Origin of the sequence: Aeromonas sp. BIGb0445, from assembly GCF_024809075.1 — a bacterium.
GTDB classification, from domain to species: Bacteria; Pseudomonadota; Gammaproteobacteria; order Enterobacterales; family Aeromonadaceae; genus Aeromonas; species Aeromonas rivuli.
The window spans coordinates 601,435-627,795 of the sequence record NZ_JANUES010000003.1 but is presented as its reverse complement, the minus strand read 5'-3'; the positions used below and the strand labels follow the sequence as shown (position 1 = coordinate 627,795).

Sequence of the window (26,361 nt, the reverse complement as noted above, 5' to 3'; positions counted from 1 at the left end):
TCGCTGCAAACTGTTTTTCTTTCTCCGGGAGAGCAATGACCTCATTATCAAATCGGCGTCAATCGCCGAAGTTGCAACGTTTGCTCGCGCAAGCTACTCGCCAGGCGCTGCTCAAAGGGGCCCACTGGGCCTGGGGTATACAGCTGATGCTCGCCGCCTTCATGTGGTTTCATGTCAAGGCGATGCACGATGCCCCTTTGGTGGTGCAGGGAGCTCTGCCTTGGCAGCTCATCCATGTCGAACTGCTCGCGCTGGTACTGATCCTGCAACCGCTGCTCTGGTATTGGCTGGACCGATGGCCGCTGACATGCTGGCGCAAGGCGGTCTTCATTCTGGCGCTGCTATGGGGATGCCTCTGGGCCAGTGCCATCTATGCCTTGCTCAAGACAGAGCTGCCCGGCAGGGGAACCATGGAGCCTGCCGTAGCGACCACCCTGCTGCTGGTTGGACTCATTTCGTTTTATCCCATGAGCCAGGTCCTGTACGGCTTCTGCCTGCCTATTCTGACGAGCCTGACTAGCCATGTAGTGATCAACGCGGTGGCGTTTCCCTGGCTCTTCGGGGCCGGCATGCTGATCCTGCTTATTTTGTTGGAGTCGGGGCGTCGCATGCTGCTTAGCTGGTTCGTGCTGGCGGTTAATCGTGAATATGAACAGCTGTTGATGGTCAAGCAGCTCGATGCGCTGGCGCACCAGGACCCGCTGACCGGGCTTGCCAATCGTCGCCACTTCGATCAGGAGGGAGAGCAGACCCTGACCAATGGCGACGCGGATCGCCAGTTATCGCTGATCCTGCTCGATGTGGACTTCTTCAAACGTTACAACGATGGCTACGGTCATCAAGCGGGGGATGCGAGCCTGATCCTGGTTGCCGAATGTCTGACGCAGAGTGTGCGTGAGCCCAGGGATCTGGTAGCGCGCTATGGCGGTGAGGAGTTCGTTGTCTTGCTGCCGGAGACGGGATTGGCAGGCGCAGAGCAGGTCGCCAAGCGCATTCGCAGCACCTTGGCCGAGCGTGCCTTGCGACATGAGGGGTCAGAGGTTGCGGATCATCTCACCCTGAGCCAGGGGATCGCTCAATGGCGACAGGGCGAGACGCTGTCTATGTTGCTCGAACGGGCCGATGACGCGCTCTATCGGGTCAAGCAGCAGGGGCGTGACGGTTACTCGGTCGCGCCGTAACCTTGTTCCCCAAGCCACTGGCTGATGCGCTCCTCCAGCCAGAAACGGGGTCGCCAGGGGGAGCCATAGACGAATCCGACATGGCCGCCCTGCTGGCTCAATTCATATTGCACCGAGGGAGAGAGATGCTCGGCTTGCGGGATCACCTCATGGGTCATGAAGGGATCGTCGGCGGCATGGAGGATCAGGGTCGGCACCGCAATCTGGCCCAGTAGCGGCAGACCCGAGCAGCACTGGTAGTAGTGATCCGCACTCTCGAAGCCATGGAGTGGTGCCGTGACCTGCTGGTCGAACTGGTAGAGGGTGCGGATACCCTTGATATCTCCGGCCCGAAAGTGCGCCGCGGCCTGGGGGTGAACCGCCAGCTTGCTCAACAAATGTGCGCGCATGGTACCGAGCAGGTAGCGCTGATACACCTTGGAGAACCCTTGATTGACCCTGTGTGCGCAGGCATCGAGTCGCATCGGCGCCGAGACCACCGCCGCCGCCTTGAGGGCGGGCGGACAGGCACGGGCCAGCAGATTGACCAGCATATTGCCGCCCAGGGAGTAGCCTACCGCTAGCAGGGGCTTGCCAGGAAAGCGGCGGGCCAGTTCGGCGAGCAGTGCCAGTGCATCCTCGATGGCCCCGGAGTGATAGGCACTCAGCAGGCGATTGGGCTCGCCGCTGCAGCCGCGAAAGTGCATCAGCACCGCCTCTTCCCCCCGTTGCTGCAAGTGTTGCAGCATGCCGCGGGCATAGTGGGACTCCACACTGCCCTCCAGACCATGAAACAGCACCAGCAGTGGCCGGTTATCTGTGCTGATCGGGCCGCTCCAGGCCAGATCGACAAAATCCCCGTCCGGCAGTTCGAAACGTTCGGCCACGTAGCGGACTGGCCTGCGGCGCAACCACTTGGGCAATATGGTCTGCAGGTGGGGATTGCGGGCCCACCAGGGGGCGCGAAAATGACTCTCGGTCAGCATATGGGCTCCCGATCCAGATCAGCTGACCAGGCTGTCATGGTGCTCGGCGCCACGTAACCATGATCCTCTGGATCCGCTCCGGTGGGGGTTGGGCTCTCGGTGAGTATCATCAGATGGCGTTTAGCTGACCAGGCTGTCATGGTGCTGGGCACCGCGTAACCATGCTCCTCTGGATCCGCTCCGGTGGGGGCTGGGCTCTCGGTGAGTATCATCAGATGGCGTTTAGCTGACCAGGCTGTCATGGTGCTCGGCGCCACGTAACCATGATCCTCTGGATCCGCTCCGGTGATGGTTGGGCTCTCGGTGAGTATCATCAGATGTCGTTTAGCTGACCAGGCTGTCATGGTGCTCGGCGCCACGTAACCATGATCCTCTGGATCCGCTCCGGTGAGGGTTGGGCTCTTGGTGAGTATCATCAGATGGCGTTTAGCTGACCAGGCTGTCATGGTGCTCGGCTCCACGTAACATAGCCTGGATCAGCTCATTGGCCTCGAACTTGGTGAGTGCCTCGTGGGCACCGACCTGATGAGCGCGTTCGACGCTGATCTCACTCGACAGAGATGTGTGCAATATGATGTAGGCGCCGGCCAGACGCGCATCGCTCTGGGCCTCGAACGCAAGCTCGTAGCCATCCAGTCCCGGCATCTCTATGTCACTCACCAGTATGTCGATGGGCACCCCCTTGCTGGCCCTGTCCTGCATCAGTGCCAGGGCATCTTTGCCGTTGGTGCATACCTCGTAGGGGATGTTGATGTAGTCGAGGGCGGCGGTCAGCTGCTTGCGCGCCACGGAGGAGTCATCGACCAGCAGGATCCGCATCGGTTTGATGCGCTCCCGCTGCACATCGGTCAGCACCGGATAGAGATGGCTGGGATCGTCCGGGTAGACCCGCGACAGGATCAGTTCCACGTCCAGCAGCTGGACCAGCTGATCATTGACCCGGGTCACCCCGGTGACGAAAACATTGCTGCCAAGGGCCGGGGGCGGCGACGCTATGTCGCGCCAGTTGCACTCGGTGATCTTGTCGATGCCGCGCACCAGAAAACCGACCAGGGTGCGGCGGCAGTCGGTGATGATGATGAAGCAGCTTGCCATCTCCTCGTCGCTGATCCGCCGATAACCCACCGCCATGGCCATGTCGATGACGGGGATAGTGGTGCCACGCATGTTGGCGGCGCCAAGCACGGTCGGATGGGAGTGAGGCAGGGCAGTCAATCGGGTATAGGGCACTATCTCCTTCACCTTGAGGGTACCGATGGCAAATGACTGGCGAGCGGCGAGGTGAAACAGCAACATTCCCTGAGATTGGTTGGCCTTGCTTTTCATGGCAAAAATCCTGTGTTCGAGAGAAGAGGGGCTAAGCGAGCGGGCTCTGATTCACTAGCATGCCTAGGTTCTGTTCTGTTAGCGACCGCCAAGGGGAAATCTGTAATCCTCCCTGGCGGTGAGTGTCTGCATTGGACCTGGCATCCGAGATGCTGGCGCCGGATTAGCGGCCTGGCGCCTCGGCCAGGGGGCAGCCAAGCCACTCTTGGCAGGCTTGCTCCAGCTCTCCCTCTTTATAGTGGAGCTTGGCCTCGAGGGCCGTTTGTTTGCTCCCCCCCTTGAGCAGGCGCAGCGCTTGCACCAGACGCCATTGACTGGCGAGTGCGGCGCCATCGAGCCACTGCCCCCCGATGCTGTTCCAGCTGGCCTGCGCCTCTTCTTTGCCACTGGCCAGATCTTGCCAGGCCTGTTGCAAGGCGCCATGAACCTGAGGGATAAGTGGACTGTGCTGCAGCTCATCGTGGATCACCTGCAGTCGTTGACCATAAGGACCTTGCCAATCACGGGGGCGATCCCAGTGGTGCAGAGAGGCCAGCAAGGCGCCGAGCAGGGGGGAAGGGGTCAGCCAACCGGACTGGCCCGGTTGGGACAGGCGCATGGAGCAGCTCAACAGGGCGTACTCGCAGCCAGCCAGAGGGGTAAACGCGGCCAGGGCATCGGCGGGCAGCCAGAAGCTGCTGCCAGCGGGGATCAGCAGCTCATGTTGGCCGAGACGCAGCAACGCCACGCCCTTGATCAGGTGCAGCAATTGACCCTGGGGTGCGCGCTTGCGGGCACCGACCTGCAGATAGCGGGGAGAAAAATGCTGGCATTCGATGGCGTGATGCATGGGTAAATCCTGATATGATGCTGCCTGGAGGTAACAAAAATGGAAACCAGACGTAAAAAACGCTTCATTGCCGGGGCCAAATGCCCGGCGTGCGGCAAAATTGACACCATGATGCTGTATATGGAGCATGGAGTCGAGAAGGTGACCTGTGTCGAGTGCGGTGATACCCAGGTGCAGACCCAGGCAGCCGTGACCGAGGCGGGCCGTCAAGCTGAGCAGGTCATAGGGGTATTCCGGCCGGAATAAGGGCGGAGTCTCCTGACCCCTCAGTGGCGCTCACCATATGCTTGCCCTGCTTTTTAGGGTATTCTGAGCCGGTTTTTTCTCTCTATTCGCAGGATCACTGACATGAAAGTAGCTCCCCTGAGCGTAGTCACGCTGGAATACACGGTCACCGACGAGCACGGTGAAGTCATCGACACCACAGTCGGCAAAGAGCCGCTGATCTATCTGCACGGCACTCGTTACCTGGTCTCCGGCCTGGAAGCCGAGCTGGAAGGTCGCAGTGTGGGCGATGCCTTCGAAGTGACCCTGGCCCCGGCCCAGGCTTACGGTGAATTTGACGAGACCCTGGTACAAGAAGTGCCGGGCGAACTGTTCGATGGCATGGAAGTGTCCGAAGGGGATACTTTTGTGGCAGAGACTGACGATGGTCACCGTCCCGTGACCGTGGTCGAGGTATCCGAGAGCTTCGTCAAGGTTGATGGCAACCATCCCCTGGCCGGTGTGACCCTGGCCTTCAAGGTGGAAGTGAAAGACGTGCGTGCCGCCACCGCCGAAGAGCTGGCCCACGGCCATGTGCACGGTGCCGGTGGTTGCGGTCATGACCACGGTCATGATCACGGCCACGACCATGATCACGACCACGGCGGCGGTTGCTGCGGCGGCGGTCATCATGCTCACAGCCATGATGCAGCCGAAGAGAAGAGCGGTTGCTGCGGTGGCGGCAGCTGCGGCAGCCAGGATCATCAACACTGATCCCCTGCCTTCTTTCGTAAAAAACCCGCGCCTGGCGCGGGTTTTTTTATGGGCGATCCATTGTCTGCGGCGACTCAGTAATGGGGAGGGGGGATCTCTTCGGCCATGCTGGCGATCTGGCTCGGCTCCACCCCTTGCAGCTTGTCGATCAACAACTGGATCTGATGCTTGAGCCTGTCGAGTTCGCGGCCCTGGGTCGTCACTTCGTCATTGAGCTGCTCTATGGTGTACTCGGCATAGGCGAGACGGGTTTCCAGGAGTTCGATGCGTTCGCGTTCTTGCTGGCTCATGGGCCTTGGGTCCTCACTTGATGGTCCAGATTTCTGCCAGGCCGCTGGAGCTGGCACTGACGAGGTGGTCATTGTCGCGCAAAGCGGCGGCGTACACCACTGCGCTCGGTGGTTTGACCCCGGGACGAGGGGCCACCGCCCAGTTTGCCAGCGCCTTGCCATCCTTTACCTGCCACAGGGTCAGCTTGCGCGACGGGGCCCCGGTGACCAGCCATTGCCCCTGATTGACGAAGCGGGCGCTGGTGTAAACCTCGAAACGGGCCTGTTTGTCGAGCCGGCTCAACTCCTTGCCGCTGACCAGATCCCAGATGCGACCGCTGCGACTGTCGGCGGTGAAGGCATAGCGACCGGACTCGTCGAGCCGTACCATCACCACTCGTCCCTCATGGTTGAAGCGATGCAGCACTTGGCCGCTTTGGGTATCCCACAGGTAGGCACTGTAGTCATTGCCACCGGTCAGGGCGTAGCGGCCATTGGGGGAGAGGTCCACGCTGTTGACCTGCTCGGTATGACCAAGAAACTGCAAACGACGGCCGGTGCGGGTATCAATCCATTCCGCTTTGCCATCTTCGCGCCCGACCAGCACATCATGACCATCGCTCGAGATGGCGATGTCGCGCAGCCTGGATTCGGGCAGGGAGTAGTAGCCTTCTGCCTGACCATTATCCAGTCGCCAGATGGCAAAGGTGTCCAGGCTCGCTATCACGGCATGGCTGTCGCCCGGCCCGAAACGCGTGATAAACACCTGCTCCTTGGGGCTGTCAGACAGGTGCCAGCGCCATAACTGCTTGTCGTGCTCCAGATCCCAGGCGAGGGTGCCCTGTTCGATGCTGGTGACCAGGGCCAGCTTGCCATCTGCACTCAAATCCGCGCTCACGGCGCCGACACTGGAGAGGGGGATCTGGCGGTCGGAGGGAGGCTCCGAATGACAGCCGGTCAGTATCAGACAAATACCGATAAGATAAATGGCACTTTTTATCATTTTTCCTGTCTCATGCTTTCGTTACCTGCGATCACGGCGTTAGTATAAGGCGCTTATCACGATAAACCTCTCATTTCACGAAGGAACCGAGAGCGGTATTTAGAGTTTTGGAGAAACTGATGAACAATTTTCTGAAGGTGTCCCTGTTGGCCGCGGCCGTTGCCGTAGGTCTGACTGCTTGCCAAAAAGATGAAGCCCCTGCCGCCAAGAATGCAGAGGTGAAGGCAGAAGCCAGCAAGCCGGCAGAGGCCCCTAAGGCTGATGCCAAGAGCTTCGAAGAACAGTCTGGTTATGCTATTGGCCTCTCCATGGGTCGTTATATCGCCAATACCCTCGAGCGCCAGCAAGAACTCGGTATCAAGCTGGATAACGCCGTCATTCTCAAAGGGGTAACCGACGGCCTGGAGAAGAAGGCAGACATGAAGGATGAAGAGATCCAGAAAGTGCTGCAGGCCTATGACGCCAAGATCAACGAACTGACCAAGTCCAAGGCTGACAAGGATGCACAGGACAACCTGAAGAAGGGTGAAGAGTTCCTGGCCGGCAACCTGAAGAAAGAGGGCATCAAGAGCACCGAATCCGGCCTGCAGTATCAGGTCGAGAAGATGGGTGACGGCGCCAAACCCAAAGCCACCGACGTGGTCAAGGTTCACTATACCGGTACCCTGATTGACGGCACCAAGTTCGACAGCTCCGTCGATCGCGGTGAGCCGGCGACCTTCCCGCTCAACCAGGTTATCCCGGGTTGGACCGAAGGCGTACAGCTGATGCCAGTTGGCTCCAAGTTCAAATTCTTCCTGCCCTCCAAGCTGGGCTATGGTGAGCACGGCGCAGGCTCCATCCCGGCGAACGCCGTACTGGAGTTTGACGTTGAGCTGCTCGCCATCGAGAAGCCGGCTGCCGAAGGCGATGCCGCCAAAGCGGACGCCGCTGCCAAGCAGTAAGGCGACCCTGTGATGAAAAACGGCTCCCTCGGGAGCCGTTTTTATTGGTGCCAGCCCCGTTTAGGGGGAAGATAGCAACCATCGCAGGCTTGAGTCCGTGGCGATAGCCCATCAAAATAGACAAGCAAATCAATTGCAAGGATGAGTCGCCGTGGCGGAAAACAAACCCCGAGTGCTGTTGGTGGAAGATACCCGCAGTCTGGCTGTGGTCTACGAGCAGTACTTGCGTCAGGAGGGCTATGAGGTCACCTTGGCCGACTGTGGCCAGCGGGCCATCGAGCTGTTGCTGACTCGGCCGCCGACGGTGGTGCTGCTCGATCTTGAACTGCCGGACATGTCGGGGATGGACATATTGCAGCAGATCACCGAGCAGCAGTTACCGAGTGCCGTGGTGGTGATCACCGCTCACGGATCGGTGGATGTGGCGGTGGAGGCGATGCGTCTGGGGGCCTTTGACTTCCTGACCAAGCCGTTTGATGGCAAGCGGTTGTGCGCCACTGTGCGCAATGCGGTCAATCATCAGCAGCTCAGCTCTCTGGTGGCCCAATACCGGGAGAACTTCGAGCGCAGCTCCTTCGCCGGCTTCATCGGCTCGTCCATGCCGATGCAGGCTGTTTATCGCATCATAGAGAGCGCGGCGCCGAGCAAGGCGACGGTCTTTATCATGGGGGAGAGCGGCACCGGCAAGGAGGTGTGCGCCGAGGCCATTCATCAATGCAGCCCCCGTCGGGATCAGCCCTTCATCGCACTCAACTGCGCCGCCATTCCCCATGATCTGATGGAGAGCGAGATCTTCGGCCACGTGAAGGGATCCTTTACCGGCGCTCAGGGGGATCGCAAGGGGGCGGCCAGCCTGGCCGATGGCGGCACCCTGTTTCTGGATGAGATCTGCGAGATGGATCTCGACTTGCAAAGCAAACTGCTGCGTTTCATTCAGACCGGCACCTTGCAGCGGGTCGGCAGCGGCAAGCTGGAGACGGTGGACGTGCGCTTCGTCTGCGCCACCAACCGGGATCCGCTGACCGAGGTGAAGGCGGGACGTTTTCGGGAGGATCTCTACTACCGCCTGCACGTGATCCCGCTCACCCTGCCCCCCTTGCGCGAGCGCGGCGAAGACATCTTGCTGCTGGCCCGTAATCTGCTGCAGAGCTATGCCAGGGAGGAGAATAAACGTTTCAAGGACTTCGATGCCGGCGCCGTACGGGTGCTGCTCGATTACCCCTGGCCCGGCAACGTGCGCGAGTTGCAAAACGTGGTGCGCAACATAGTGGTGCTCAACGATTGCGACATCGTGAGCCCGGCCATACTGCCGCCACCGTTGCATGGGGGCATGGGGGTCGCGCCACCCCCCTTGAGTCAGGGGCAGACTCAGGTCGGCAGTCGCGATCAGGCAGGGCCGATCCGGCCGCTCTGGCAGGTGGAGAAGGAGACCATCGAGAGGGCCATCGCCAGCTGTGATGGCAACATCCCCAAGGCGGCGGCCCTGCTCGAGATCAGCCCCTCCACCATCTACCGCAAGAAACAGAGCTGGGAAGAGGCTGATCTGGCCTGAGTGGTGGGCGGCGCTTGGGTCGCCCCGGTCTAGAGCTTGGCCAGCTGCTTGAGCCTGGCCAGTCGCTCTGCCGCGTTGCCCTTGAGCCAGGGATCCTGTGACAGCAGAAACCAGGCGCGGGCGAAGTATTCGGCCGCGGCCGGGTCAGACAGCGCCAGTGCATTTTCCCCCAGCTCCTCGAACAGATAGCCATCCTCTGGCTCGCCGGCCTCCACCATCTGTGCCTGCAACTGCGTCAGTTCGGTCAGTGCCTGCTCGTGCAAGCCTTGCGCCCGGGTTAGCCGCGCCAGGCTCCAGCGGGCGATAAAGGCCTTGGCCGGGTTGTGGTGCTGCGCGTGCCAGGCCAGGCATTTTTGCTGATACTGGCGGGCCTCTCCCAGACGACCCAGTTCGAACAGCGTCCAGCCCTGATTGTTGTAGAGGCTGGGGAGCCAGCCGCGGGCCTTCTCGTCACTGCTGCGCTCCGCCAGTGCCATCGCCAGCTGGTGCCAGCGCCTCTGCTCCTCCAGCGGTGCGGCGATGGCGACCATGTGGGCGGCATCGATGGCGAGGTAATCCTCTTTCAGGGCGAGAGCCAACTGCCAGGCCTGTTCGAACAGGGGACGGGCGGCCTCCTTGTCGGCTGCGCTGTTGAAACAGCGTCCCCGCTCGAGCAGCCACCTGAGCCTGGCCCGTTCCGTGTGGGCGGTGAGGCGGGGCGTCATGGCATCGAGCAGCTGATGAGCCTCATCGAACTGGTGGCGCAGGGAGTGGGTACGTGCCAGCTGGGTAATGAGCTCGAGTTCGAGGGGGAGATCGCCGCTGGCGACCGCCTCGGCGAGTTGAGTTTGAAAGCGCATGGCGCTGGTGGCGGGATCCTGATAATCCCAGAGGGTCATGAAGTCGATCTGCATCTGGCCTCCGTGCCATGCGTCCTGATGATACCATGCCTCTTGACCACTCTTCATACAAGAGGGCCCCGTCACAGCCTGATCACGTGCAGACAGACTGGCGGGGCCCCAGCAACAGGGCCTGTCGCCCCGTCATTTTTACCGGCTAGATCAGTAGACCATGGCCAGGCTCATCATCATCAACCCCAGGGCCGCGAAGGCACCCTCCTTGATGGCCAGACGTGGCACCAGCGCCTTGGGCAGAGCAGGGAACAGGCACAGGGCAAAGCCCAGCCCTGGCATCAGCCAGTGAAAACCCGGGCTGCGCAGGCTGGGGTCGGCGGCGCCGTTGATGACGATAAGCAGGATAAACAGGGTGAAGGCGGGCAGGATGAACCAGCGGGCGCTGCCCGATGCCACGGCGCGCAGGGGCGAGATGCGATAGAGCACCAGGGTGACGATAAAGAGCACCAGGGGCGCGAGCAGGTAGAGAGGAGCCGGATTCATGATGCTGTCCTGTGAGTAACGAATGGGGTGACGCAGAATGTGACAAGGGCTGGGTGGCGGATTTAACCAGTGTGCCGGGCCCTTGACCAGCCGAATGGACCCGTCCTGTGAGGAAGATCCCAGGCAAAGGTTTGCGAATGGCGTGCCGCTCAGGTGCGATCAGTGGCGGTTCAACCAGTACCAGGCGGCAAAGCCTGCCCAGCTCAGCGCCAGCAGCAGCCAGGGCAGGGGGTGTTGACGGCTCACCTCGACCAGCTCGATGGCGGACTCCTCCTCTGGCGTGTGGGACGCTGGCGCCTTGCTGCGGCTCTGCTGTTTCTTCTGACGGCTGGCCTCACGGGCGCGGGTCTTCATCTGCTTCTTGTACTCTTCGATGCCCTTTTGAATACCCTGGGCGATCAGCTGAGTCTGCTCCTTGGTCTGGCCAGGTTTTTGATTGGCGCGAGCCACACTCAAGGCCGCCTGCTGGGTCTCAGGGGAAATTTTGTCGTACTTGGCCATCTGGCTGCTCCATGTGGGCGAGGGCGCATTATGGCATAGCCATGGCGCTGACGGCAGCGGTGTTGGGTCTCTCCAGAGCTGGGCGATGGCCTTCATCTGCAGAAAAACGTTTGCCAATCTTGTTGAGCTAATTGGAAATAAGCCGAGATCACACTTATGTCATTTTTCCCGGGCAGGATGCCGATTGGATATCAATCGTTGATATATTGCCCCTGACCAAAGTCGGAATGGTCAGACTAAATACTAACAAAATCAAGGTGTGAAGGAATGAAACATAATTTGATCAAGGGGACCCTGGCACTGGCCGTGCTGGCGGCTCTGGCTGGCTGCAACAGTTCGAAAAATGAGAGCAAGGCCTGCGTTGAGGATGTGTGCAAGCTGACCGTGCTGCACACCAACGATACCCATGGCCGCTTCTGGCACAATGAAGATGGCGAATATGGCATGGCGGCCCAGAAGACCCTGGTCGATCGGCTGAGAGCCGAGGCCAAGGCCGCCAACAGCGAGGTGCTGGTGCTCTCGGGTGGTGACGTCAACACCGGGGTACCCGAGTCAGACCTGCAAAATGCCGAACCCGATTTCATCGCCATGAACCACATCGGCTATGACGCCATGGCGGTTGGCAACCACGAGTTCGACAATCCGCTGGATATCCTCGAGCTGCAGCGCCAATGGGCCAAGTTCCCCATGGTGTCGGCCAACATCTATGACAAGAAGAGCGGCAAGCGCTACTTCGACCCCTACAAGATCTTCAAGCTGAACAACGGCCTGCGGATCGCCGTCATCGGCCTGACCACGGAAGATACCGCCCAGCTGGTCGACCCCAATCATGTACTCAACCTGGAGTTCCGCGACCCCAAGGTGGAAGTTGAGCAGGTGATCGATGGCATCAAGAAAGACAATGCGGCCGATGTCATCTTCGCCATCACCCACATGGGTCACTATGCCGATGGCGAACACGGCAGCAATGCGCCCGGTGATGTCGAGATGGCCCGTCAGCTGCCCGCTGGCAAGCTCGATGCCATCATTGGCGGTCACTCCCAGAATCCGGTCTGCATGGAGCCGGGGGTTGCGAACCAGTACGCCGACTTCAAACCTGGCGATGATTGCCAGCCGGATCAGCAAAATGGCACCTGGATCATGCAGGCCCACGAATGGGGCAAGTATGTGGGGCGCGCCCAGTTCGATTACCAGGATGGCAACTTCACCCTCACCAGCTATGAGCTGATCCCGGTCAACCTCAAGGATGAGAACGGCGCCTTCATCCAGGAGGAGATAGTGCGGGATCCGGCCCTAGAAGGGGTGCTGCAGGTCTATCAGGACAAAGGATCCGAGGAGCTGGGAGTGGTCATTGCCGCGACCGATGGCCTGCTCGATGGCGAGCGCGCCAATGTGCGCAACAGGCAGACCAACCTGGGCCGACTCATCACCACGGCGACGGCAGAGACCCTGCGCACCGATTTTGGCATCGTCAACTCGGGCGGGGTGCGTGCCTCCATTCAGGCGGGGGATATCTCCTATCGCGACGTATTGACCGTGCATCCGTTTGGCAACACGGTCAACAAGGCGATGATGCCGGGCAGCGAGCTGGTGACTTATCTGGGTCAGGTGGCCACCAAAACCGGCAACACCGGCGGTTATGCCCAGTTTGGCGGCATAGAGATGGCGGTGGATTGCCAGGCCAAGTCGGTCAGCATCACCAGCATAGGCGGCAAGCCGTTTGATGCGGGCACTCAGTACAGCTTTAGCATCCCCAGCTTCAGCGCGGCCGGCGGCGATGGCTATCCCAAGATAGACACCGTCAATGCCGGTCTGGTCGATGCCGCGGTGCTCAAGGACTATCTGGCCGCCAAACAGGTGATCCATGTCGCCGACTACGCCCCCAAGGGTGAGGTGAGCTACCTCAACTCGGCCTCCAGCGAGTCGTGTAAATAAGCAGGCACCCAGTGCCGGACAACAAAAAACCGCAAGCCCCTGGCTTGCGGTTTTTTTATTGGGCGCGACCTATGGCTCAGGAGAGGAAGGGCAGCGCCATAAACAGCTTGATCACCATGGCGTTGATGATGTCGATGAAGAAGGCACCGACCATGGGCACCACCAGGAAGGCCAGGTGTGAGGGACCAAAGCGCATGGTGACCGCCTGCATGTTGGCAATGGCCGTCGGGGTGGCGCCGAGGCCGAAACCACAGTGGCCGGCGGCCAGCACGACGGCATCATAGTTACTGCCCATGACCCGGAAGGTGACGAAGATGGCGTAGAGCGCCATGGCCAGGGTCTGGGCCGCCAGCAACACGAAGATGGGCAGCGCCAGACTCGCCAGATCCCACAATTTCAGGCTCATCAAGGCCATGGCGAGGAAGAGCGACAGGCTGACGTTGCCGAGCAGGGAGACCTCTCTGTCGCTCACCTCATGCCAGTTGAGCAGGGTCAGCAGGTTGCGCAGCAAGACGCCGACGAACAAGACACAGACGAAGATTGGCAGTTCGAAGGCGGTGCCGAGCATCGCCTGGGAGAGCAGTTCGCCCCCCTTGAGACTGATGGCGATGAGCGCCAGGGTCTCGATGACGCTGAAGGTGGTGATGTGCCGTTCCGTTTCGGGCATCTCGAAGCCTTGGGGCACTTCGTCCAGGTTATGTTCCTCGCCCGGGACTTGCACCTTCTTGACCAGATAACGGGCCACCGGGCCGCCAATCAGACCGCCCAGTACCAGACCGAAGGTGGCACAGGCAATGGCCAGCTCCGCTGCCGACTTGACGCCGTATTTATCGGCAAAGGTCGCGCTCCAGGCCGCCCCGGTACCATGTCCGCCGGACAGGGTGATGGAGCCGGCCAGCAGCCCCATGTGGGGATCCAGCCCCATCAGGCTGGCCAGGGCGACCCCCAGGCCGTTTTGCATCAAGAGCAGGCCGGTCACTACACCGAGGAAGGTGAACACGGCGCGCCCGCCGCGCTTGAGGCTGGCGAGATCGGCGGAGAGGCCGATGGAGGCGAAGAAGGCCAGCATCAAGGGCGTTTGCAGGCTGGTGTCGAACTTGATTTCGATCCCGGCAGTCAGGCGCAGGGTCAGCAGTACCAGGGCAACCAGCAGGCCGCCAGCGACCGGCTTGGGGATGTTGAAGGTGCGCAGCCGCTCGACCCGGTTGACCAGCAGGCGGCCGAGCAGGAGGACCAGGGTGGCGGCAACTAATGTGGCATAAGCATCGAGTTGTAACATTGAGTACTCCCATGGTGATTGGCTGTGTCCTCGCTTGCGAAGACGCACAGATTCAGCCGGGATTGAAACAGTGTGGCTCAAGAGTATGGATAAGAACCATACGGATATGAGGCCATCAAAATGAGGGGCAAACTTGCCCGGCCTGGCAGTGATATACCTGGCCTGTCGGGCCCTGCAGGGTAGGAGCCGCGGATGTAGACTTTGCTATAACGGCGGCGATATTAGCAAAAAGCACTGATAACATCCAAATTTCTTAGAAACTAAACCTGTTAATTACCTTTTGTTGACATTTTTATCTAATTTGTGAATGAGTGATTTCGGTGACTTGGCCTTGATTTCCAACGGTTCGGGCTGTCATTGTCGTCGGTAAACTCTATAATTCGCCGGTTTCCAGCCCAGATGAGGAGAGGGTGTGAAGAAGTCCATCTATATAGCCTATACAGGCGGCACCATAGGCATGCAGCGCTCCGACCACGGTTATGTGCCGATGGCGGGCTTCATGGAAGATTGTCTGGCGCGGATGCCCGAGTTCCACAGACCCGAGATGCCGGATTACCATATCCACGAGTACGCCCCCCTCATCGACTCCTCCGACATGACCCCGGCGGATTGGCAACGGATCGCCGAAGACATTCGTGACAACTACGACAAGTACGATGGTTTCGTGATCCTGCACGGCACCGACACCATGTCGTTCACCGCCTCGGCCCTCTCCTTCATGCTGGAAGAGTTGCACAAGCCGGTGATCATCACAGGTTCCCAGATCCCCCTCGCCGAGCTGCGCTCCGACGGTCAGCAGAACTTGCTCAATGCGCTCTATATTGCCGCCAACTACCCGATCCACGAGGTGACGCTGTTTTTCAACAATCAGCTCTACCGTGGCAACCGCAGCAAGAAGGTTCATGCGGATGGCTTCCACGCCTTCGACTCCCCGAACTACCCGCCGCTGCTCAATGCCGGTATCGCCATCTCCCTGGACGCGGGTGAGCTCGGCAAGCCTTGTCAGGCGCCCCTGGTGCTCCATGACATCACCCCCCAGCCCATCGGCGTGGTGACCCTGTATCCGGGGATCTCGAGCGAGGTGATCGCCAATATCTTGCAGCAACCGGTCCGGGCGCTGATCCTGCTGTCGTTCGGGGTTGGCAATGCCCCCCAGAACCCCGCCATGCTGGCCCTGCTCTCCGAGGCCTCGGCCCGGGGCGTCATCATTGTCAACCTGAGCCAGTGCCTGCACGGCAAGGTCAACATGGGCGGCTATGCCACCGGCAATGCCCTGTCCCGCGCCGGGGTGATCTCGGGCTTTGACATGACCGCCGAGGCGGCGCTGACCAAGCTGCACTTCCTGCTCAGCCAGGATCTGCCGGCGCCGCGCATTCGCGAGCTGATGCAGCAGTCCCTGCGGGGCGAGCTGACGCCCTGAGAAACTGTCCACGATCTTACTGCGAAGCCGTGATCAAGGCTCATGTGCTGCTTGCGTGTTTGTGAACCAGAGGCTCACGTATATCTATACGCTCCGGTTCCTGCGCTGCTCTTCACCTTGCTGACGCCTTCTCGCGACAGGTCGTGAACAGCTTCTGGCCTCCTCACCATGAGGGGGAGAGGAAAAGAGAGGGGAGCCATATTGGCTCCCCTCTCTGTTATCCGCCGTGCCCGGTCGCGGCATGGGCGGTGCGCCTCAGTGACTGAGGTCGACGCGGATGATCTCTTCCTCATCACGATACTGGCGCTTGAGTTCACTCTTGCTCTTCATCACGATTTCGCCATCGGCCCCGATATTCATGTGCTCGGGGTTGGTCAGGTGCATCGCCTGCCAGGCCATCACGGCTTGCAGCGAGGTGGCCTTCTGCTCCTCGGAGAGAGGCTGGCCGTCCGGCCACTTGCCGAGTTCAACCGCGGTCTTGAGCCGCTCGTATACTTCCTCGGGCATCTGCCCTATGACCTGTTGAAATGACATGCGTCTCTCCTTGAAAACCCGAAATCATGAATGCCTGGTTCAGGCGGGCAGATCCTGACGGATCACGCCGGCCATTTTCTCCATCACCCGCACCACCTGGCAACTGTAACCGAACTCGTTGTCATACCAGACGTAGAGCACGCAGTGATCCTCCTCGGCGATGGTCGCCTGGGAGTCCACTATACCGGCAAAACGGGAACCCACCATGTCGGAGGAGACCAGTTCAGTGCTGGCGCTGAAATCAATCTGGCGATGGAGGGAGGAACTCAAGGAGGCCTGCTGCAGATAAGCGTTCAGGCTCTCCCGGTCTGTGCCCTGTTCCAGTGACAGATTGACGATGGCCAGGGATACGTTGGGGGTCGGTACCCGGATGGCGTTGCCGGTCAGCTTGCCCTTGAGCTCGGGCAGGGCCTTGGCGACCGCCTTGGCAGCCCCCGTGCTGGTCATCACCATGTTGAGCACGGCACTGCGCCCGCGTCGCTCGCCACTGTGGTAGTTGTCGATCAGGTTCTGATCGTTGGTGTAGGAGTGCACCGTCTCCACATGGCCATGACGAATGCCGTATCTGTCCTGCATCACCTTGAGCACCGGGGTGATGGCATTGGTGGTGCAGGAGGCGGCGGAGATGATGTTATCTTGCGGCGTGATCACGTCGTGATTGACCCCGAACACCACGTTCTTCATCTCACCCTTGCCGGGGGCGGTCAGCAGCACCTTGGCGGCGCCGCGGGCCTTGAGGTGCTCGCTAAGGCCCAGCTCATCGCGCCAGACCCCGGTGTTATCGACGATGAGCGCACGGTCGATGCCGTAGGCGGTATAGTCGATGTCGCTGGGCTGCTTGGCATAGATCACCTGGATGAAGGTGCCGTTGGCGATGATGGCGCTGCGTTCCAGATCCACCTCGATGGAGCCGTTGAAGGAGCCATGCACCGAGTCGCGACGCAGCAGGCTGGCCCGCTTCTCCAGATCCCCCTCACGGCCACCGCGCACGACTATGGCGCGCAGACGCAGGGAATTGGCGGCGCCGGTGCGCTCGATCAGCAGTCGGGCGAGCAGACGGCCGATGCGGCCAAAGCCGTAGAGCACCACGTCGGTCGGTGCCGGCAGGGCGCCCTGGCCGAGGGCGGGTGCCAGCTTGGCGGCCAGGTAATCGACTATGCCGCTTTCATCGCTGTGATCGCGCCAGTAGCCGACCGCCAGCTTGCCCAAGTCTATCTCGGCGGCGCTGGGGGCCAGCTCGCACAAGGCCTTAAGAAGCGGGAAGCTGTGTTGTATGGCGAGGGGTTGGCCTTCGTGGCGGCGAACCACCCGGTGGGCTTTGAGGATGTCGATGGTGGAGGCGTTTTGCAGGGGGCGTCCGTAGACGGTGATCTCGATCCCTTGCTGGCGGTAGAGGCGACCTATCAAGGGTTGCATGGCTTCGGCGAGCTCCTGGCTCTCCTGCCACGCTTGCAAATGGTGCTCGTGGGTCATTAACCAGATCCTTTATTTCACGTAACCGTGTTTTTCACGTTGTTGAAGCAAAAAGAAATTCGTCGAGTGCAGCTCACTGTAGGGGCGTATAATTCGTTATATTATTCTGCAATCGCGGCCAGCTTTTGGCGCGCGCATTGTAATGGATATGTGAGTGGTTTGCTAGCCGATGGTGGCTAAAGCGGGCTGTCGATGTTATCAACCAGATATGAACCATGACCCATCTTCCACTACGTCGGGCTGCTTTCGGTCTCGCCATGGGGCTCAGCCTCGTGGCCTGCAATGATGATCGCCTCCAGAACATCTGTGTCAACCATGCTGAGCTCTGCCTGGATCTGGTCGATGATGGCTGGTGCCGCATTGAGCGCACCGATGTGATCCGGGCGCGCTTCTCCCTCAAGCAGGAGGCGAGTGATCGCCACAAGTACGAGCTGATGAGCAAGCTGGAAGGCTATCTGCGCTGCATCGAACGTTCGACCCACATCGAGTACAAGTATGCCAAGGAGCGCAAGAGCGACCGGGTCGAGGGCATGCTGGCCGCCGGCGCCGAGCTGGAGCGACTCGATGGCGAGACCCGCCAATCCCTGGATCCCTATCTGCTGATCTGGCACTGGACCAACAATACCAATGATCAGGCCCGTCAGCAGTTTCTGGCGCAGGCGGGGACACCATCTCTGGAAGAGCCCGCCTTGCAGCTGGCGCTGGGGGGGATCTATGCCAAGACGGATCCCGAGCGTGCCATCAAGGTGATGAAACACGGCCTCTCCCTCTATCGGGAGGGGGATGAGGTTGACAGCCGTCTGCTCACCTCGCTCAGCACGCTCCACATGGGTCAGAAGCACTACCCGGATGCGTATCTGTGGGGCAAGGTCAGCGCGGCCTTTCTGGGGGGGAGCGAGGTCTCGGCCAAGCGCTTCAGTCTCTATCACAGCCTGAGCAAGGCGGAGCTGGCGACCCTGGATACCCAGGCTGCCGAGCTGGTGCAGCAGATCAAGGCGGGGAGTTACCGGCCGTGAGCGAGACCACAAATGAGGCCATGGAAGATGCAATCATGACGGGCCCGTCCCCTTTCTCCCTGCGTCTGATGCACGGTGATTTCCCCAAGCTGGAACGGCTGCTCGAACGCGTGACGGTGCGCGCCGTGGTACTGCGCGGCGATGAGCTGTTGCTGGTGCATTCGAGCGTCAATGGCGACTTCATGTTCCCGGGCGGCGGGGTCGAGGCGGGGGAGAGCCATCAGGATGCCCTGGCCCGCGAGCTGCGCGAGGAGTGCGGTGCCGAGCTGCTGGCCAAGGGGGGCTTGCTCGGCGAGACCCGGGAGTATCGCAGCGCTCGCGAGCCTGACTATGATGCCTACTGCATCCGCTCCCTCTATTACCTGTGCCGGGTGGGTGAGCACAGGGTCCCGCCAAGGCTGCAGGCCTATGAAGAGCGTCTTGGCTTCAAGGCTGGCTGGCATGCACTGGAGGAGGCGCTGCACAACAACCAGTGGCTGCTCGGTGGTCACTGCCCGCAGTGGACCCATCGTGAGACCCGGGTGCTGGCCCAGCTGTACCGCTGGCACAAGGATGGCGTGCTGCCGCCCCTGTAGGCATGCACAGATTGCGGATCTTCCCTCCATCGCCCCGGTGAAAACCAATAAAAAACCGCCCCGAGAGGCGGTTTTTTTGATGGCGATTAGCCATGGCTATCAACGGCAGACGGGACACCAGGCATAGGTGCCCTGAGGGTCGTTGAAGCGCACCAGGGGATCGAGGGCCCGGTTGAGGGCGGTGAGGCTCTGGCCGAGTGGCGCCGGGATCACCCCCTTGAGGGAGGGAGCCAGGGCCTGGGCGCTGCTGCCGAGCAGCTCACGCAGGAACTTATCCTTGGTGGACTCTTCAGGCTCGATGGGGGTCACCTGCCACTCCTTCAGGTTGGCCAGCTCGGCGGCGGCGGCAATGGCATCGCTCTGGTTGCCAAATTCATCCACCAGGCCCAGCGCCTTGGCATCCAGGCCAGTCCAGACACGGCCCTCCGCCGCTTTCTCCGCCTCTTCCTGGCTCAGGCCACGGCCCTTGCCGACCAGCCCCAGGAAGCGCTGATAGGTGTTCTCCACATTGAGCTGGATGGCCTGGCCCACGTGTTCCGGCAGGGCGCGGGTCACGCCCAGGCCGACGAAGTCGGTGGTGCCGACCCCATCACTGTGGATGCCGAACTGGGAGAGGGCTTGATCGACGGTGGCAAAGAGGCCAAAGACGCCGATTGAGCCGGTGAGGGTGGTGGGGGAGGCGAAGATCTTGTCCGCATCGGCGGAGATCCAGTAGCCCCCGGAGGCGGCATAGCTGCCCATGGAAACCACCACTGGCTTGCCCGCTTGCTTGAGGGACAACAGTTCGGCACGGATCTGCTCGGCGGCGAAGGCGCTGCCCCCCGGGCTGTCGACCCGCAATACCACGGCTTTGATCTGGTCATCCAGCCGGGCATCGGCCAGCAAGTTGGCCAGGCTGTCGCCGCCTATGGTGCCAGCGGGCTGGATGCCGTCCATGATGGCGCCACTGGCGACAATGAGACCCACCTCATCCTTGCCACTCTGGGGATACTGTTCGGGAATGGCGGCCAGATAATCCTCGAGGCCAATCCCTTTCCAGATGTGATCCTCGGTCTCGCCAACCTCCTTGATCACCGCCTGGTTCATCTCTTCCCGGGTCGCCAGCTCATCGACCAGACCATTGTCCAGGGCATAGCCTGCGGCATTGCCCCCCGCTTTCTTCAGACGCTCGAGGAACTGCTCCTTGCTGGGGGAGACTGCATCGGGCTCGACTTCCCGCTGCTCGGCCACGTCCTGGACATAGGCCTGCCACAGCTGATCCAGCCAGCGCTGGTTCGCCTCCTTGCTCTCCGGGGACATCTCATCCCGGGTATAGGGCTCGACGAAGGACTTGTAGGTGCCGACCTTGAACACATGGGGAGTGACATTGAGCTTCTCCAGCGCCGACTTGAAGTAGGTCTGGTAGACCCCCAGTCCTTCGAGCAGCACGGCGCCGCTCTGGTTGAGCAGCACATGGTCGGCGTGGGCCGCCAGCAGGTACTGGCCCTGGGTGTAGTAGTCGGCCATGGCGATGACCGGCTTGCCGCTTTGCTTGAAATCATCGATGGCGGCGGCCACCTCCTGCAGTTTGGAGAGGTTGCCTTGCAGCCCCTGGGGCTTGAGCACCAGAGCCTGAATGCGGTCATCTTCCTTGGCGGAGCGGATGGCCCACAGCAGATCCGATAGCAGGAACTCATGGGGCAAGTCTTCGCTGCTGCCCATCTGTTGCAGCAGCTGCTCGGTTGGACTTGTCTGGGTGAGCTGTTCGACCAGGGTGCCGTCGAGATTCAGGGTCAAGGCCCCTTCGACCGGGGCCTGGGGCGTCTCTTTCTGTCCCAGTACAAAGACCAGGACCAGGACGACAAACAGAAATAGCAGATTGACCAGCATCAGTCGGGTGAAGTTGATCAGGCGCCAGAGGCTGCGAAAAATCCAGCCCAGGCCTTTGAAAATAGACATAGTCGCGTTATCGCCCTGTTAATGGGTTAGTGAGGCCATTATTAACCAGTTGCACCGTCGATTGCCATGCTCCATCACTCGCGGATTTGGCGTTACGCCTGTTCGCTGAAAAAACACCCAAACATTTGTTTGAAAAAGCAATTTCGATTCTTTACTCTACTGCAACTTGATAACAAAAAATTAACCGGAGGCCTCGTGAGCCATAACCCTGGTCTGCTGATGTCATCTGGCCCCGGCGTTACCCCGTGGTCATACCGGGCATTGGGTACTATCCCATGCCACCTGGCCTCAAAGAGGAGAGCATGATGAGCCGTTACCCCAAGCTGCTGGCCCCCCTTGATCTTGGGTTTACCCAGCTCAAGAACCGGGTATTGATGGGCTCCATGCATACCGGTCTGGAGGAGGAGAAGGGGGGCTTTGACAAGCTGGCCGCCTTCTATGCCGAGCGGGCTCGTGGCGGTGTGGCCTTGATCGTCACCGGCGGCATAGCACCCAACCTGCGTGGTCGCCTGGTACCTCACGGCTCCCAGCTCAGCTTCCCCTGGCAGGTCGGCAAGCATCGCAAGTTAACCGAGGCGGTGCATGGTGAGGGGGGCAAAATTGCGCTGCAGATCCTCCATGCCGGTCGTTATGCCTACCATCCGTTCAGCCTGGCGCCGAGCGCCCTCAAGGCGCCGATCTCCCCGTTCAAGCCCCGTGCCATGAGCGAACGGCAGATCCGTGGCACCATACGGGACTTCGCCTCGACCGCCGCCCTCGCCAAGACTGCGGGCTATGACGGGGTCGAGGTAATGGGCTCGGAAGGTTATCTCATCAACCAGTTCATCTGTGAGCGTACCAACCAGCGCCGCGACGGCTGGGGCGGCAGCAGCGAAAACCGGATGCGCTTCCCGCTGGAAATAGTGCGGGCCATTCGCGAGCGGGTCGGCAGCGACTTCATCATCATCTTCCGTCTCTCCATGCTGGATCTGGTGGAGAAGGGCTCCTCCCTGGAGGAGGTGATAGCGCTCGGGAAAGCGCTGGAGCAGGCCGGGGTCAGCCTCATCAATACCGGCATCGGCTGGCATGAGGCGCGCATCCCCACCATCGCCACCAGCGTGCCGCGCGGTGCCTTCAGCTGGGTCACCGCCGAGCTGAAGAAGCACCTCAAGGTGCCCCTGATTGCCACCAACCGCATCAATACCCCGCAAGTGGCGGAGGACATATTGGCGGGCGGGGATGCGGACATGGTCTCCATGGCGCGCCCCTTCCTGGCCGATCCCGAGTTTGTCATCAAGGCGGCCGAGAACAGGGCGGACGAGATCAACACCTGCATCGCCTGCAACCAGGCCTGCCTCGATCACGTGTTCAAACAAAAACGTGCCTCCTGCCTGGTCAATCCCCGCGCCTGTTTCGAGACCGAGCTCACCTTTGGCCGGGTACCTCAAGCCAAACGGCTGGCGGTGGTGGGCGCGGGCCCGGCCGGGCTGGCCTTTGCCTGCTACGCCGCCGAGCGAGGTCACCAGGTGAGCCTGTTCGATCAGGGCAGCGAGATCGGCGGCCAGTTCAACTTCGCCAAGCAGATCCCGGGCAAGGAGGAGTTTCACGAGACCCTGCGCTACTTCGCCAGACGGCTGGAGAAGTGCGGCGTCGAGCTCTATCTCGGCCAGCGCCAGAGCGCCGAGAGCCTGCTTGGCGGTGGCTTTGACGAGGTGATCCTCGCCACCGGCATCCGGCCACGTACCCCCAATATTCCTGGTATCGAACATGCCAAGGTACTCAATTATCTCGACGTGTTGCGCGATGGCAAACCGGTGGGTGACAAGGTGGCGGTGATCGGGGCCGGCGGCATCGGCTTCGACGTGGCCGAGTTTCTGGTGGAGAAGAAGAAGGACGGGAGCGCTGATCATCATCGCGATCACTGGCTCAAGGAGTGGGGCATCGACAAGAACCTCAAGGAGCCTGGCGGCCTGATGAGAGCGGAAATTGACGCACCCGAGCGCGAGATCTGGCTGCTGCAACGCAAGGAGAGCAAGGTGGGTGATGGCCTGGGCAAGACCACCGGCTGGATCCACCGTACCGTGCTCAAGAATCGCAAGGTCAAGATGCTCGCAGGGGTGCACTACCAGCGCATCGATGATGAGGGGCTGCATGTGGTGATAGAGGGTAGAGAGCAGTGCCTGCCGGTAGACAATGTCATCATCTGTGCGGGGCAGGAGCCGCTGCGGGAGTTGCAAGCGGGGTTGCAGGCGGCGGGCAAGCCGGTACACATCATCGGCGGCGCCGATGTGGCCGCAGAGCTGGATGCCAAGCGCGCCATCCGTCAGGGAGCCGAACTGGCTGCCATCATCTGAAGCCACTCATCCGAATGACAAAGGGACGCAAGGTCCCTTTTTTTCATCCTCCCGCGCCCCTCGTCCTGTCGTATCCAAATAGTTAGCTGTTAAGCGGCTGCGTCATTTAAATGTTGTGCAATGTCACAAAATAATTCAGTTTGTGTCGACTTCTGCTTGGGGTTACATGACGGCAAAGTTGCAAAAGCGTTCGAACCATTAGATGAAGGACATGTCATGTCCTGCAGGGTAGCGGGAATGGATCCCACGCCCTGTTCGGTGCAGGTCTCAACATGAGCCGCCGATCCGTTAGCAGGAAAATAATAATGAGCCAAGAAAAGTCCAACACCTCCCTTGCCCAGACGGGTTACCGACTGAGCGCCACCGCCTTGACGATGGCCATGGTCTTGCACAGCGGTGCCAGCCAGGCGGATCCCAAGGGGCAGATCATCTTCCTCGGCTGGACCGCCGATCTGCAACATTCGGTCTGGCTCTCCGCCATCTCGCCCGGCAAATTCGATGTCAGCTCCGCCAAGACCAACCAACCCTATGATGTCTGGACTCAGAATCACAAGGGATTGCACCTCACCGTCTCCCCGGAGCGGGAGGAGTGGGGCGGCACCCACATTCTCTATAGCTATGCCAATGCCGATACCAGTATCTATGACAGGCGTTTCGTCGATTCCGATAATCAACGGCCGGATCGCTTCACCTTCCCGAATAAGTTCACTCCGCCCACTTTGCCCCCCAAACCCACCCAGCCCGGGCCCAGTGCCCCCCCTGAGGGGATAACGCCAACCCTGCCCGGTGGCGTGCAGCCACCGGTGGGTACTCTGCCGCCGCAAGGGATAACGCCGACCCTGCCCGGTGGCGTGCAGCCACCGATAGCCACCTTGCCGCCGCAGGGGATAACACCGACCCTGCCCGGTGGCGTGCAGCCGCCGATAGCCACCTTGCCGCCACAGGGAATAACGCCAACCCTGCCGGGAGGCGTGCAGCCGCCGGTGGGTACCTTGCCGCCGCAGGGAATAACGCCGACCTTGCCCGGTGGCGTGCAGCCACCGGTTGGCGCCTTGCCGCCACAGGGAATAACGCCGACCTTGCCCGGTGGTGTTCAGCCGCCGGTAGGTACTCTGCCGCCGCAGGGAATAACGCCGACCTTGCCCGGTGGTGTTCAGCCGCCGGTAGGTACTTTGCCGCCGCAGGGAATAACGCCAACCCTGCCCGGTGGCGTGCAGCCGCCAGTGGGTACTCTGCCGCCGCAAGGGATAACACCGACCCTGCCGGGAGGCGTGCAGCCGCCGGTGGGCACTCTGCCGCCGCAGGGAATAACGCCAACTCTGCCCGGTGGCGTGCAGCCGCCGGTAGGTACTTTGCCGCCGCAGGGAATAACGCCAACTCTGCCCGGTGGCGTGCAGCCGCCGGTGGGTACTTTGCCGCCGCAAGGGTTGACCCCAGGTATGCCGACTACACCTCCTCAGGGATTGATGCCAAGCCGCCCCACTCTTGGAGACAGGCCCTTTATCATCCGCCCAGGTGCGATGCAGCCACCAATAGCCACCTTGCCGCCGCAGGGGATAACGCCGACCCTGCCCGGTGGCGTGCAGCCGCCGGTGGGTACTCTGCCGCCGCAGGGAATAACGCCAACCCTGCCCGGTGGTGTGCAGCCACCGGTAGGAACCTTGCCGCCGCAGGGGATAACGCCAACCCTGCCGGGAGGCGTGCAGCCGCCGGTAGCTACTCTGCCGCCGCAGGGAATAACGCCGACCCTGCCGGGAGGTGTGCAGCCACCGGTAGGAACCTTGCCGCCGCAGGGGGGGATGCCCACTCGCCCTCCCTTGGGTGAACGGCCCTTTATCACTCTGCCGGGGGGCGTGCAGCCGCTGCCCGGCACCTTGATTCCCGAAGGGCGCTTACCGCCCCCGGCGATCCCGGCGCAGCCTGGTTATTTACCGGGTCAGCAGAGCGCGGGCCAACAGGCAAGCGAGCGAGCACTGAACGAGCGGACCCTGTGCGTGATGGCCGATGAGCGGGCTGAATTGCCGCCCGAGCAACAGGCTCAATACCCGGATTGCCCCTTCACCCGTGCCGAGTTGGCCGCAGGTCAAGGGGGCCAGCCAGTGGCTCAGCCTGAATCTGTGGAACGACGTTGGAACCTGTGGGCGGATGAGGTCTATTACGACATCTCGGATCACCGCGAGGGATTGGATATGTCGGGCTCAACCAATGTGTTCAGCCTGGGAGCCGATACCCGGTTGGACAAGAACACCATCCTCGGCTTTAGCGTCTCCCGGGTCGACAGCAAGGTGGACTCCTTCAATGGCGGCATGCGCATGGCGGCCGGTGGCTTCAACATAGGCCCCTACCTGGCGTATCAGGTATCGGACAGCTGGATGCTGGATGGCACGCTGATCTATGGCTGGATGGACAACAAGCAGGATCTGCTGTTCCTCTCCGGTGACTATGGCTCGACCTCGCTGAGCGGTAGTCTGGGGGCCACAGGTCAGTACTTCTGGTCCAATACCTCAATACGCCCGCGTCTGGCTATCAACTACAGCCACAACCGCAGCAAGGGTTACCGGATGAGCGGTGATTATCAGGGATTGGCGCTGCATCTTGATAATGAGAGTGGCAGCTACAACCAGGGCAACATGACGGGGACGGTTGAATTTAGCCGTGTCTATTACACCGACATAGGTCTGCCGCTGATGCCTTACGCCGAGCTGGGACTGGATTACGGCTTTGAGAGACCGAACGATGGCTATATCCTGACGGGAGATCTCAGTTCGGCTCGCACAGAACCGCTCAGCGGCACCATGCGATTGGGGCTGCGTACCCTGATTGGTGGCGAGGCCACCCTGACCACCAGTGCCGGTTACACCAGCATAGGGCAGGATGATCTCAATATCTGGGAGTGGCGCATCAACCTCTCCAAGCCGTTCTGATCCCCTATCG

At 60.9% G+C, this 26,361-nt stretch carries 24 protein-coding genes; 11 read left to right on the top strand and 13 right to left on the bottom strand.

From position 1 onward, the window contains the following. Positions 1-35 precede the first annotated feature (35 nt). Positions 36-1,181: a diguanylate cyclase gene (locus tag M2367_RS09625; protein ID WP_259236540.1), complete on the top strand. Its 1,146-nt coding sequence runs from the start codon at positions 36-38 to the stop codon at positions 1,179-1,181. Here M2367_RS09625 and M2367_RS09620 read toward each other — a convergent pair. The 4 genes from M2367_RS09620 to M2367_RS09605 all read right to left on the bottom strand — a co-directional run bounded on the left by M2367_RS09620 (position 1,163) and on the right by M2367_RS09605 (position 4,301). Beyond that, entirely contained in the window at positions 1,163-2,146 is a 984-nt protein-coding gene (locus tag M2367_RS09620; RefSeq protein WP_259236539.1) for a hydrolase, read from the bottom strand. The two genes, M2367_RS09625 and M2367_RS09620, sit on opposite strands and share 19 nt — an antisense overlap. Further along, positions 2,140-2,592, bottom strand: coding sequence for a hypothetical protein (locus M2367_RS09615; protein WP_259236538.1), 453 nt, complete (start codon positions 2,590-2,592; stop codon positions 2,140-2,142). Before M2367_RS09615 ends, M2367_RS09620 begins: the two co-directional genes overlap by 7 nt. Continuing rightward, positions 2,573-3,472, bottom strand: a complete 900-nt coding sequence (locus tag M2367_RS09610; protein WP_224432268.1) for a chemotaxis protein — start codon at positions 3,470-3,472, stop codon at positions 2,573-2,575. Before M2367_RS09610 ends, M2367_RS09615 begins: the two co-directional genes overlap by 20 nt. Positions 3,473-3,635: 163 nt before the next feature. Continuing rightward, complete coding sequence (locus tag M2367_RS09605) at positions 3,636-4,301, bottom strand: hypothetical protein (RefSeq protein WP_224432269.1); 666 nt, start codon at positions 4,299-4,301, stop codon at positions 3,636-3,638. Positions 4,302-4,340: 39 nt separating this feature from the next. Here M2367_RS09605 and M2367_RS09600 point away from each other — a divergent pair, with 39 nt between their 5' ends. After that, complete coding sequence (locus tag M2367_RS09600) at positions 4,341-4,547, top strand: YheV family putative zinc ribbon protein (protein WP_042040211.1); 207 nt, start codon at positions 4,341-4,343, stop codon at positions 4,545-4,547. A gap of 102 nt (positions 4,548-4,649) precedes the next feature. Beyond that, positions 4,650-5,279, top strand: a complete 630-nt coding sequence (locus M2367_RS09595) for a peptidylprolyl isomerase (protein WP_042040212.1) — start codon at positions 4,650-4,652, stop codon at positions 5,277-5,279. 74 nt (positions 5,280-5,353) lie between these two features. On the opposite strand, the gene M2367_RS09590 is transcribed toward M2367_RS09595, so the two are convergent. Next, complete coding sequence (locus M2367_RS09590) at positions 5,354-5,569, bottom strand: SlyX family protein (RefSeq protein ID WP_224432270.1); 216 nt, start codon at positions 5,567-5,569, stop codon at positions 5,354-5,356. Between the two features lie 13 nt (positions 5,570-5,582). Further along, positions 5,583-6,551 carry a WD40 repeat domain-containing protein gene (locus tag M2367_RS09585; RefSeq protein ID WP_224432271.1) on the bottom strand — a complete coding sequence of 323 codons (969 nt, stop codon included), beginning with the start codon at positions 6,549-6,551 and terminating at the stop codon, positions 5,583-5,585. 119 nt (positions 6,552-6,670) lie between these two features. Between M2367_RS09585 and fkpA the strand changes: the two genes are divergently transcribed. Both fkpA and M2367_RS09575 read left to right on the top strand, forming a co-directional pair. Further along, positions 6,671-7,495 (top strand): FKBP-type peptidyl-prolyl cis-trans isomerase, encoded by an 825-nt coding sequence (fkpA, locus tag M2367_RS09580; RefSeq protein ID WP_224432272.1) that lies wholly within the window; start codon positions 6,671-6,673, stop codon positions 7,493-7,495. 151 nt (positions 7,496-7,646) lie between these two features. Further along, positions 7,647-9,047 (top strand): sigma-54 dependent transcriptional regulator, encoded by a 1,401-nt coding sequence (locus tag M2367_RS09575; protein ID WP_259236537.1) that lies wholly within the window; start codon positions 7,647-7,649, stop codon positions 9,045-9,047. A 29-nt stretch (positions 9,048-9,076) separates the two neighbouring features. On the opposite strand, the gene M2367_RS09570 is transcribed toward M2367_RS09575, so the two are convergent. The 3 genes from M2367_RS09570 to M2367_RS09560 all read right to left on the bottom strand — a co-directional run bounded on the left by M2367_RS09570 (position 9,077) and on the right by M2367_RS09560 (position 10,924). Continuing rightward, positions 9,077-9,940, bottom strand: coding sequence for a tetratricopeptide repeat protein (locus M2367_RS09570; RefSeq protein WP_259236536.1), 864 nt, complete (start codon positions 9,938-9,940; stop codon positions 9,077-9,079). 147 nt (positions 9,941-10,087) lie between these two features. After that, positions 10,088-10,423 (bottom strand): hypothetical protein, encoded by a 336-nt coding sequence (locus tag M2367_RS09565; protein ID WP_042040220.1) that lies wholly within the window; start codon positions 10,421-10,423, stop codon positions 10,088-10,090. A 159-nt stretch (positions 10,424-10,582) separates the two neighbouring features. Beyond that, entirely contained in the window at positions 10,583-10,924 is a 342-nt protein-coding gene (locus tag M2367_RS09560) for a DUF2956 domain-containing protein (RefSeq protein ID WP_042040221.1), read from the bottom strand. 267 nt (positions 10,925-11,191) lie between these two features. Between M2367_RS09560 and ushA the strand changes: the two genes are divergently transcribed. Further along, on the top strand, positions 11,192-12,859 hold the full coding sequence (ushA, locus tag M2367_RS09555) for a bifunctional UDP-sugar hydrolase/5'-nucleotidase UshA (RefSeq protein ID WP_259236535.1): 1,668 nt from the start codon (positions 11,192-11,194) through the stop codon (positions 12,857-12,859). Positions 12,860-12,935: 76 nt separating this feature from the next. Here the strand turns inward: ushA and gltS are convergent, their stop codons facing one another. Further along, positions 12,936-14,138, bottom strand: a complete 1,203-nt coding sequence (gene gltS / locus M2367_RS09550) for a sodium/glutamate symporter (RefSeq protein WP_259236534.1) — start codon at positions 14,136-14,138, stop codon at positions 12,936-12,938. A gap of 412 nt (positions 14,139-14,550) precedes the next feature. Between gltS and ansA the strand changes: the two genes are divergently transcribed. Then, the gene (gene ansA, locus M2367_RS09545; RefSeq protein ID WP_042040225.1) at positions 14,551-15,558 is read left to right on the top strand and encodes an asparaginase; all 1,008 of its coding nucleotides are present in this window, start codon (positions 14,551-14,553) and stop codon (positions 15,556-15,558) included. 255 nt (positions 15,559-15,813) lie between these two features. On the opposite strand, the gene M2367_RS09540 is transcribed toward ansA, so the two are convergent. Together M2367_RS09540 and M2367_RS09535 are read right to left on the bottom strand one after the other, a co-directional pair. Next, on the bottom strand, positions 15,814-16,092 hold the full coding sequence (locus tag M2367_RS09540; protein ID WP_224432277.1) for a YeaC family protein: 279 nt from the start codon (positions 16,090-16,092) through the stop codon (positions 15,814-15,816). Between the two features lie 39 nt (positions 16,093-16,131). Next, a complete protein-coding gene (locus M2367_RS09535; protein WP_259236533.1) occupies positions 16,132-17,565 on the bottom strand; it encodes a glyceraldehyde-3-phosphate dehydrogenase in 1,434 nt (477 codons plus the stop codon). A gap of 215 nt (positions 17,566-17,780) precedes the next feature. Here M2367_RS09535 and M2367_RS09530 point away from each other — a divergent pair, with 215 nt between their 5' ends. Further along, positions 17,781-18,581: a DUF2989 domain-containing protein gene (locus tag M2367_RS09530; protein ID WP_042040229.1), complete on the top strand. Its 801-nt coding sequence runs from the start codon at positions 17,781-17,783 to the stop codon at positions 18,579-18,581. Between the two features lie 35 nt (positions 18,582-18,616). After that, positions 18,617-19,156, top strand: coding sequence for an NUDIX domain-containing protein (locus M2367_RS09525; RefSeq protein ID WP_084218109.1), 540 nt, complete (start codon positions 18,617-18,619; stop codon positions 19,154-19,156). 99 nt (positions 19,157-19,255) lie between these two features. On the opposite strand, the gene sppA is transcribed toward M2367_RS09525, so the two are convergent. Further along, entirely contained in the window at positions 19,256-21,094 is a 1,839-nt protein-coding gene (gene sppA / locus M2367_RS09520; protein ID WP_042040232.1) for a signal peptide peptidase SppA, read from the bottom strand. Positions 21,095-21,399: 305 nt separating this feature from the next. On the opposite strand from sppA, the gene M2367_RS09515 reads away from it, so the two are divergent. Further along, a complete protein-coding gene (locus M2367_RS09515) occupies positions 21,400-23,427 on the top strand; it encodes an NADPH-dependent 2,4-dienoyl-CoA reductase (RefSeq protein ID WP_259236589.1) in 2,028 nt (675 codons plus the stop codon). 305 nt (positions 23,428-23,732) lie between these two features. Continuing rightward, positions 23,733-26,351, top strand: a complete 2,619-nt coding sequence (locus M2367_RS09510; protein ID WP_259236532.1) for an autotransporter outer membrane beta-barrel domain-containing protein — start codon at positions 23,733-23,735, stop codon at positions 26,349-26,351. The last annotated feature ends 10 nt before the right edge of the window (positions 26,352-26,361 follow it).

Bases quoted from the DNA above. Each gene is read 5' to 3' on its own strand.
- M2367_RS09565 (WP_042040220.1), bottom strand. From the start codon at position 10,423: ATGAATCCGGCTCCTCTCTACCTGCTCGCGCCCCTGGTGCTCTTTATC.
- M2367_RS09605 (WP_224432269.1), bottom strand. From the start codon at position 4,301: ATGCATCACGCCATCGAATGCCAGCATTTTTCTCCCCGCTATCTGCAG.
- M2367_RS09610 (WP_224432268.1), bottom strand. From the start codon at position 3,472: ATGAAAAGCAAGGCCAACCAATCTCAGGGAATGTTGCTGTTTCACCTC.
- M2367_RS09510 (WP_259236532.1), top strand. From the start codon at position 23,733: ATGAGCCAAGAAAAGTCCAACACCTCCCTTGCCCAGACGGGTTACCGA.
- M2367_RS09585 (WP_224432271.1), bottom strand. From the start codon at position 6,551: ATGATAAAAAGTGCCATTTATCTTATCGGTATTTGTCTGATACTGACC.
- M2367_RS09530 (WP_042040229.1), top strand. From the start codon at position 17,781: ATGACCCATCTTCCACTACGTCGGGCTGCTTTCGGTCTCGCCATGGGG.
- M2367_RS09540 (WP_224432277.1), bottom strand. From the start codon at position 16,092: ATGTCATTTCAACAGGTCATAGGGCAGATGCCCGAGGAAGTATACGAG.
- M2367_RS09570 (WP_259236536.1), bottom strand. From the start codon at position 9,940: ATGCAGATCGACTTCATGACCCTCTGGGATTATCAGGATCCCGCCACC.
- gltS (WP_259236534.1), bottom strand. From the start codon at position 14,138: ATGTTACAACTCGATGCTTATGCCACATTAGTTGCCGCCACCCTGGTC.
- sppA (WP_042040232.1), bottom strand. From the start codon at position 21,094: ATGTCTATTTTCAAAGGCCTGGGCTGGATTTTTCGCAGCCTCTGGCGC.
- M2367_RS09600 (WP_042040211.1), top strand. From the start codon at position 4,341: ATGGAAACCAGACGTAAAAAACGCTTCATTGCCGGGGCCAAATGCCCG.
- M2367_RS09625 (WP_259236540.1), top strand. From the start codon at position 36: ATGACCTCATTATCAAATCGGCGTCAATCGCCGAAGTTGCAACGTTTG.
- M2367_RS09595 (WP_042040212.1), top strand. From the start codon at position 4,650: ATGAAAGTAGCTCCCCTGAGCGTAGTCACGCTGGAATACACGGTCACC.
- M2367_RS09590 (WP_224432270.1), bottom strand. From the start codon at position 5,569: ATGAGCCAGCAAGAACGCGAACGCATCGAACTCCTGGAAACCCGTCTC.
- ushA (WP_259236535.1), top strand. From the start codon at position 11,192: ATGAAACATAATTTGATCAAGGGGACCCTGGCACTGGCCGTGCTGGCG.
- M2367_RS09525 (WP_084218109.1), top strand. From the start codon at position 18,617: ATGACGGGCCCGTCCCCTTTCTCCCTGCGTCTGATGCACGGTGATTTC.
- M2367_RS09535 (WP_259236533.1), bottom strand. From the start codon at position 17,565: ATGACCCACGAGCACCATTTGCAAGCGTGGCAGGAGAGCCAGGAGCTC.
- fkpA (WP_224432272.1), top strand. From the start codon at position 6,671: ATGAACAATTTTCTGAAGGTGTCCCTGTTGGCCGCGGCCGTTGCCGTA.
- M2367_RS09615 (WP_259236538.1), bottom strand. From the start codon at position 2,592: ATGACAGCCTGGTCAGCTAAACGCCATCTGATGATACTCACCAAGAGC.
- M2367_RS09560 (WP_042040221.1), bottom strand. From the start codon at position 10,924: ATGGCCAAGTACGACAAAATTTCCCCTGAGACCCAGCAGGCGGCCTTG.
- M2367_RS09620 (WP_259236539.1), bottom strand. From the start codon at position 2,146: ATGCTGACCGAGAGTCATTTTCGCGCCCCCTGGTGGGCCCGCAATCCC.
- M2367_RS09515 (WP_259236589.1), top strand. From the start codon at position 21,400: ATGAGCCGTTACCCCAAGCTGCTGGCCCCCCTTGATCTTGGGTTTACC.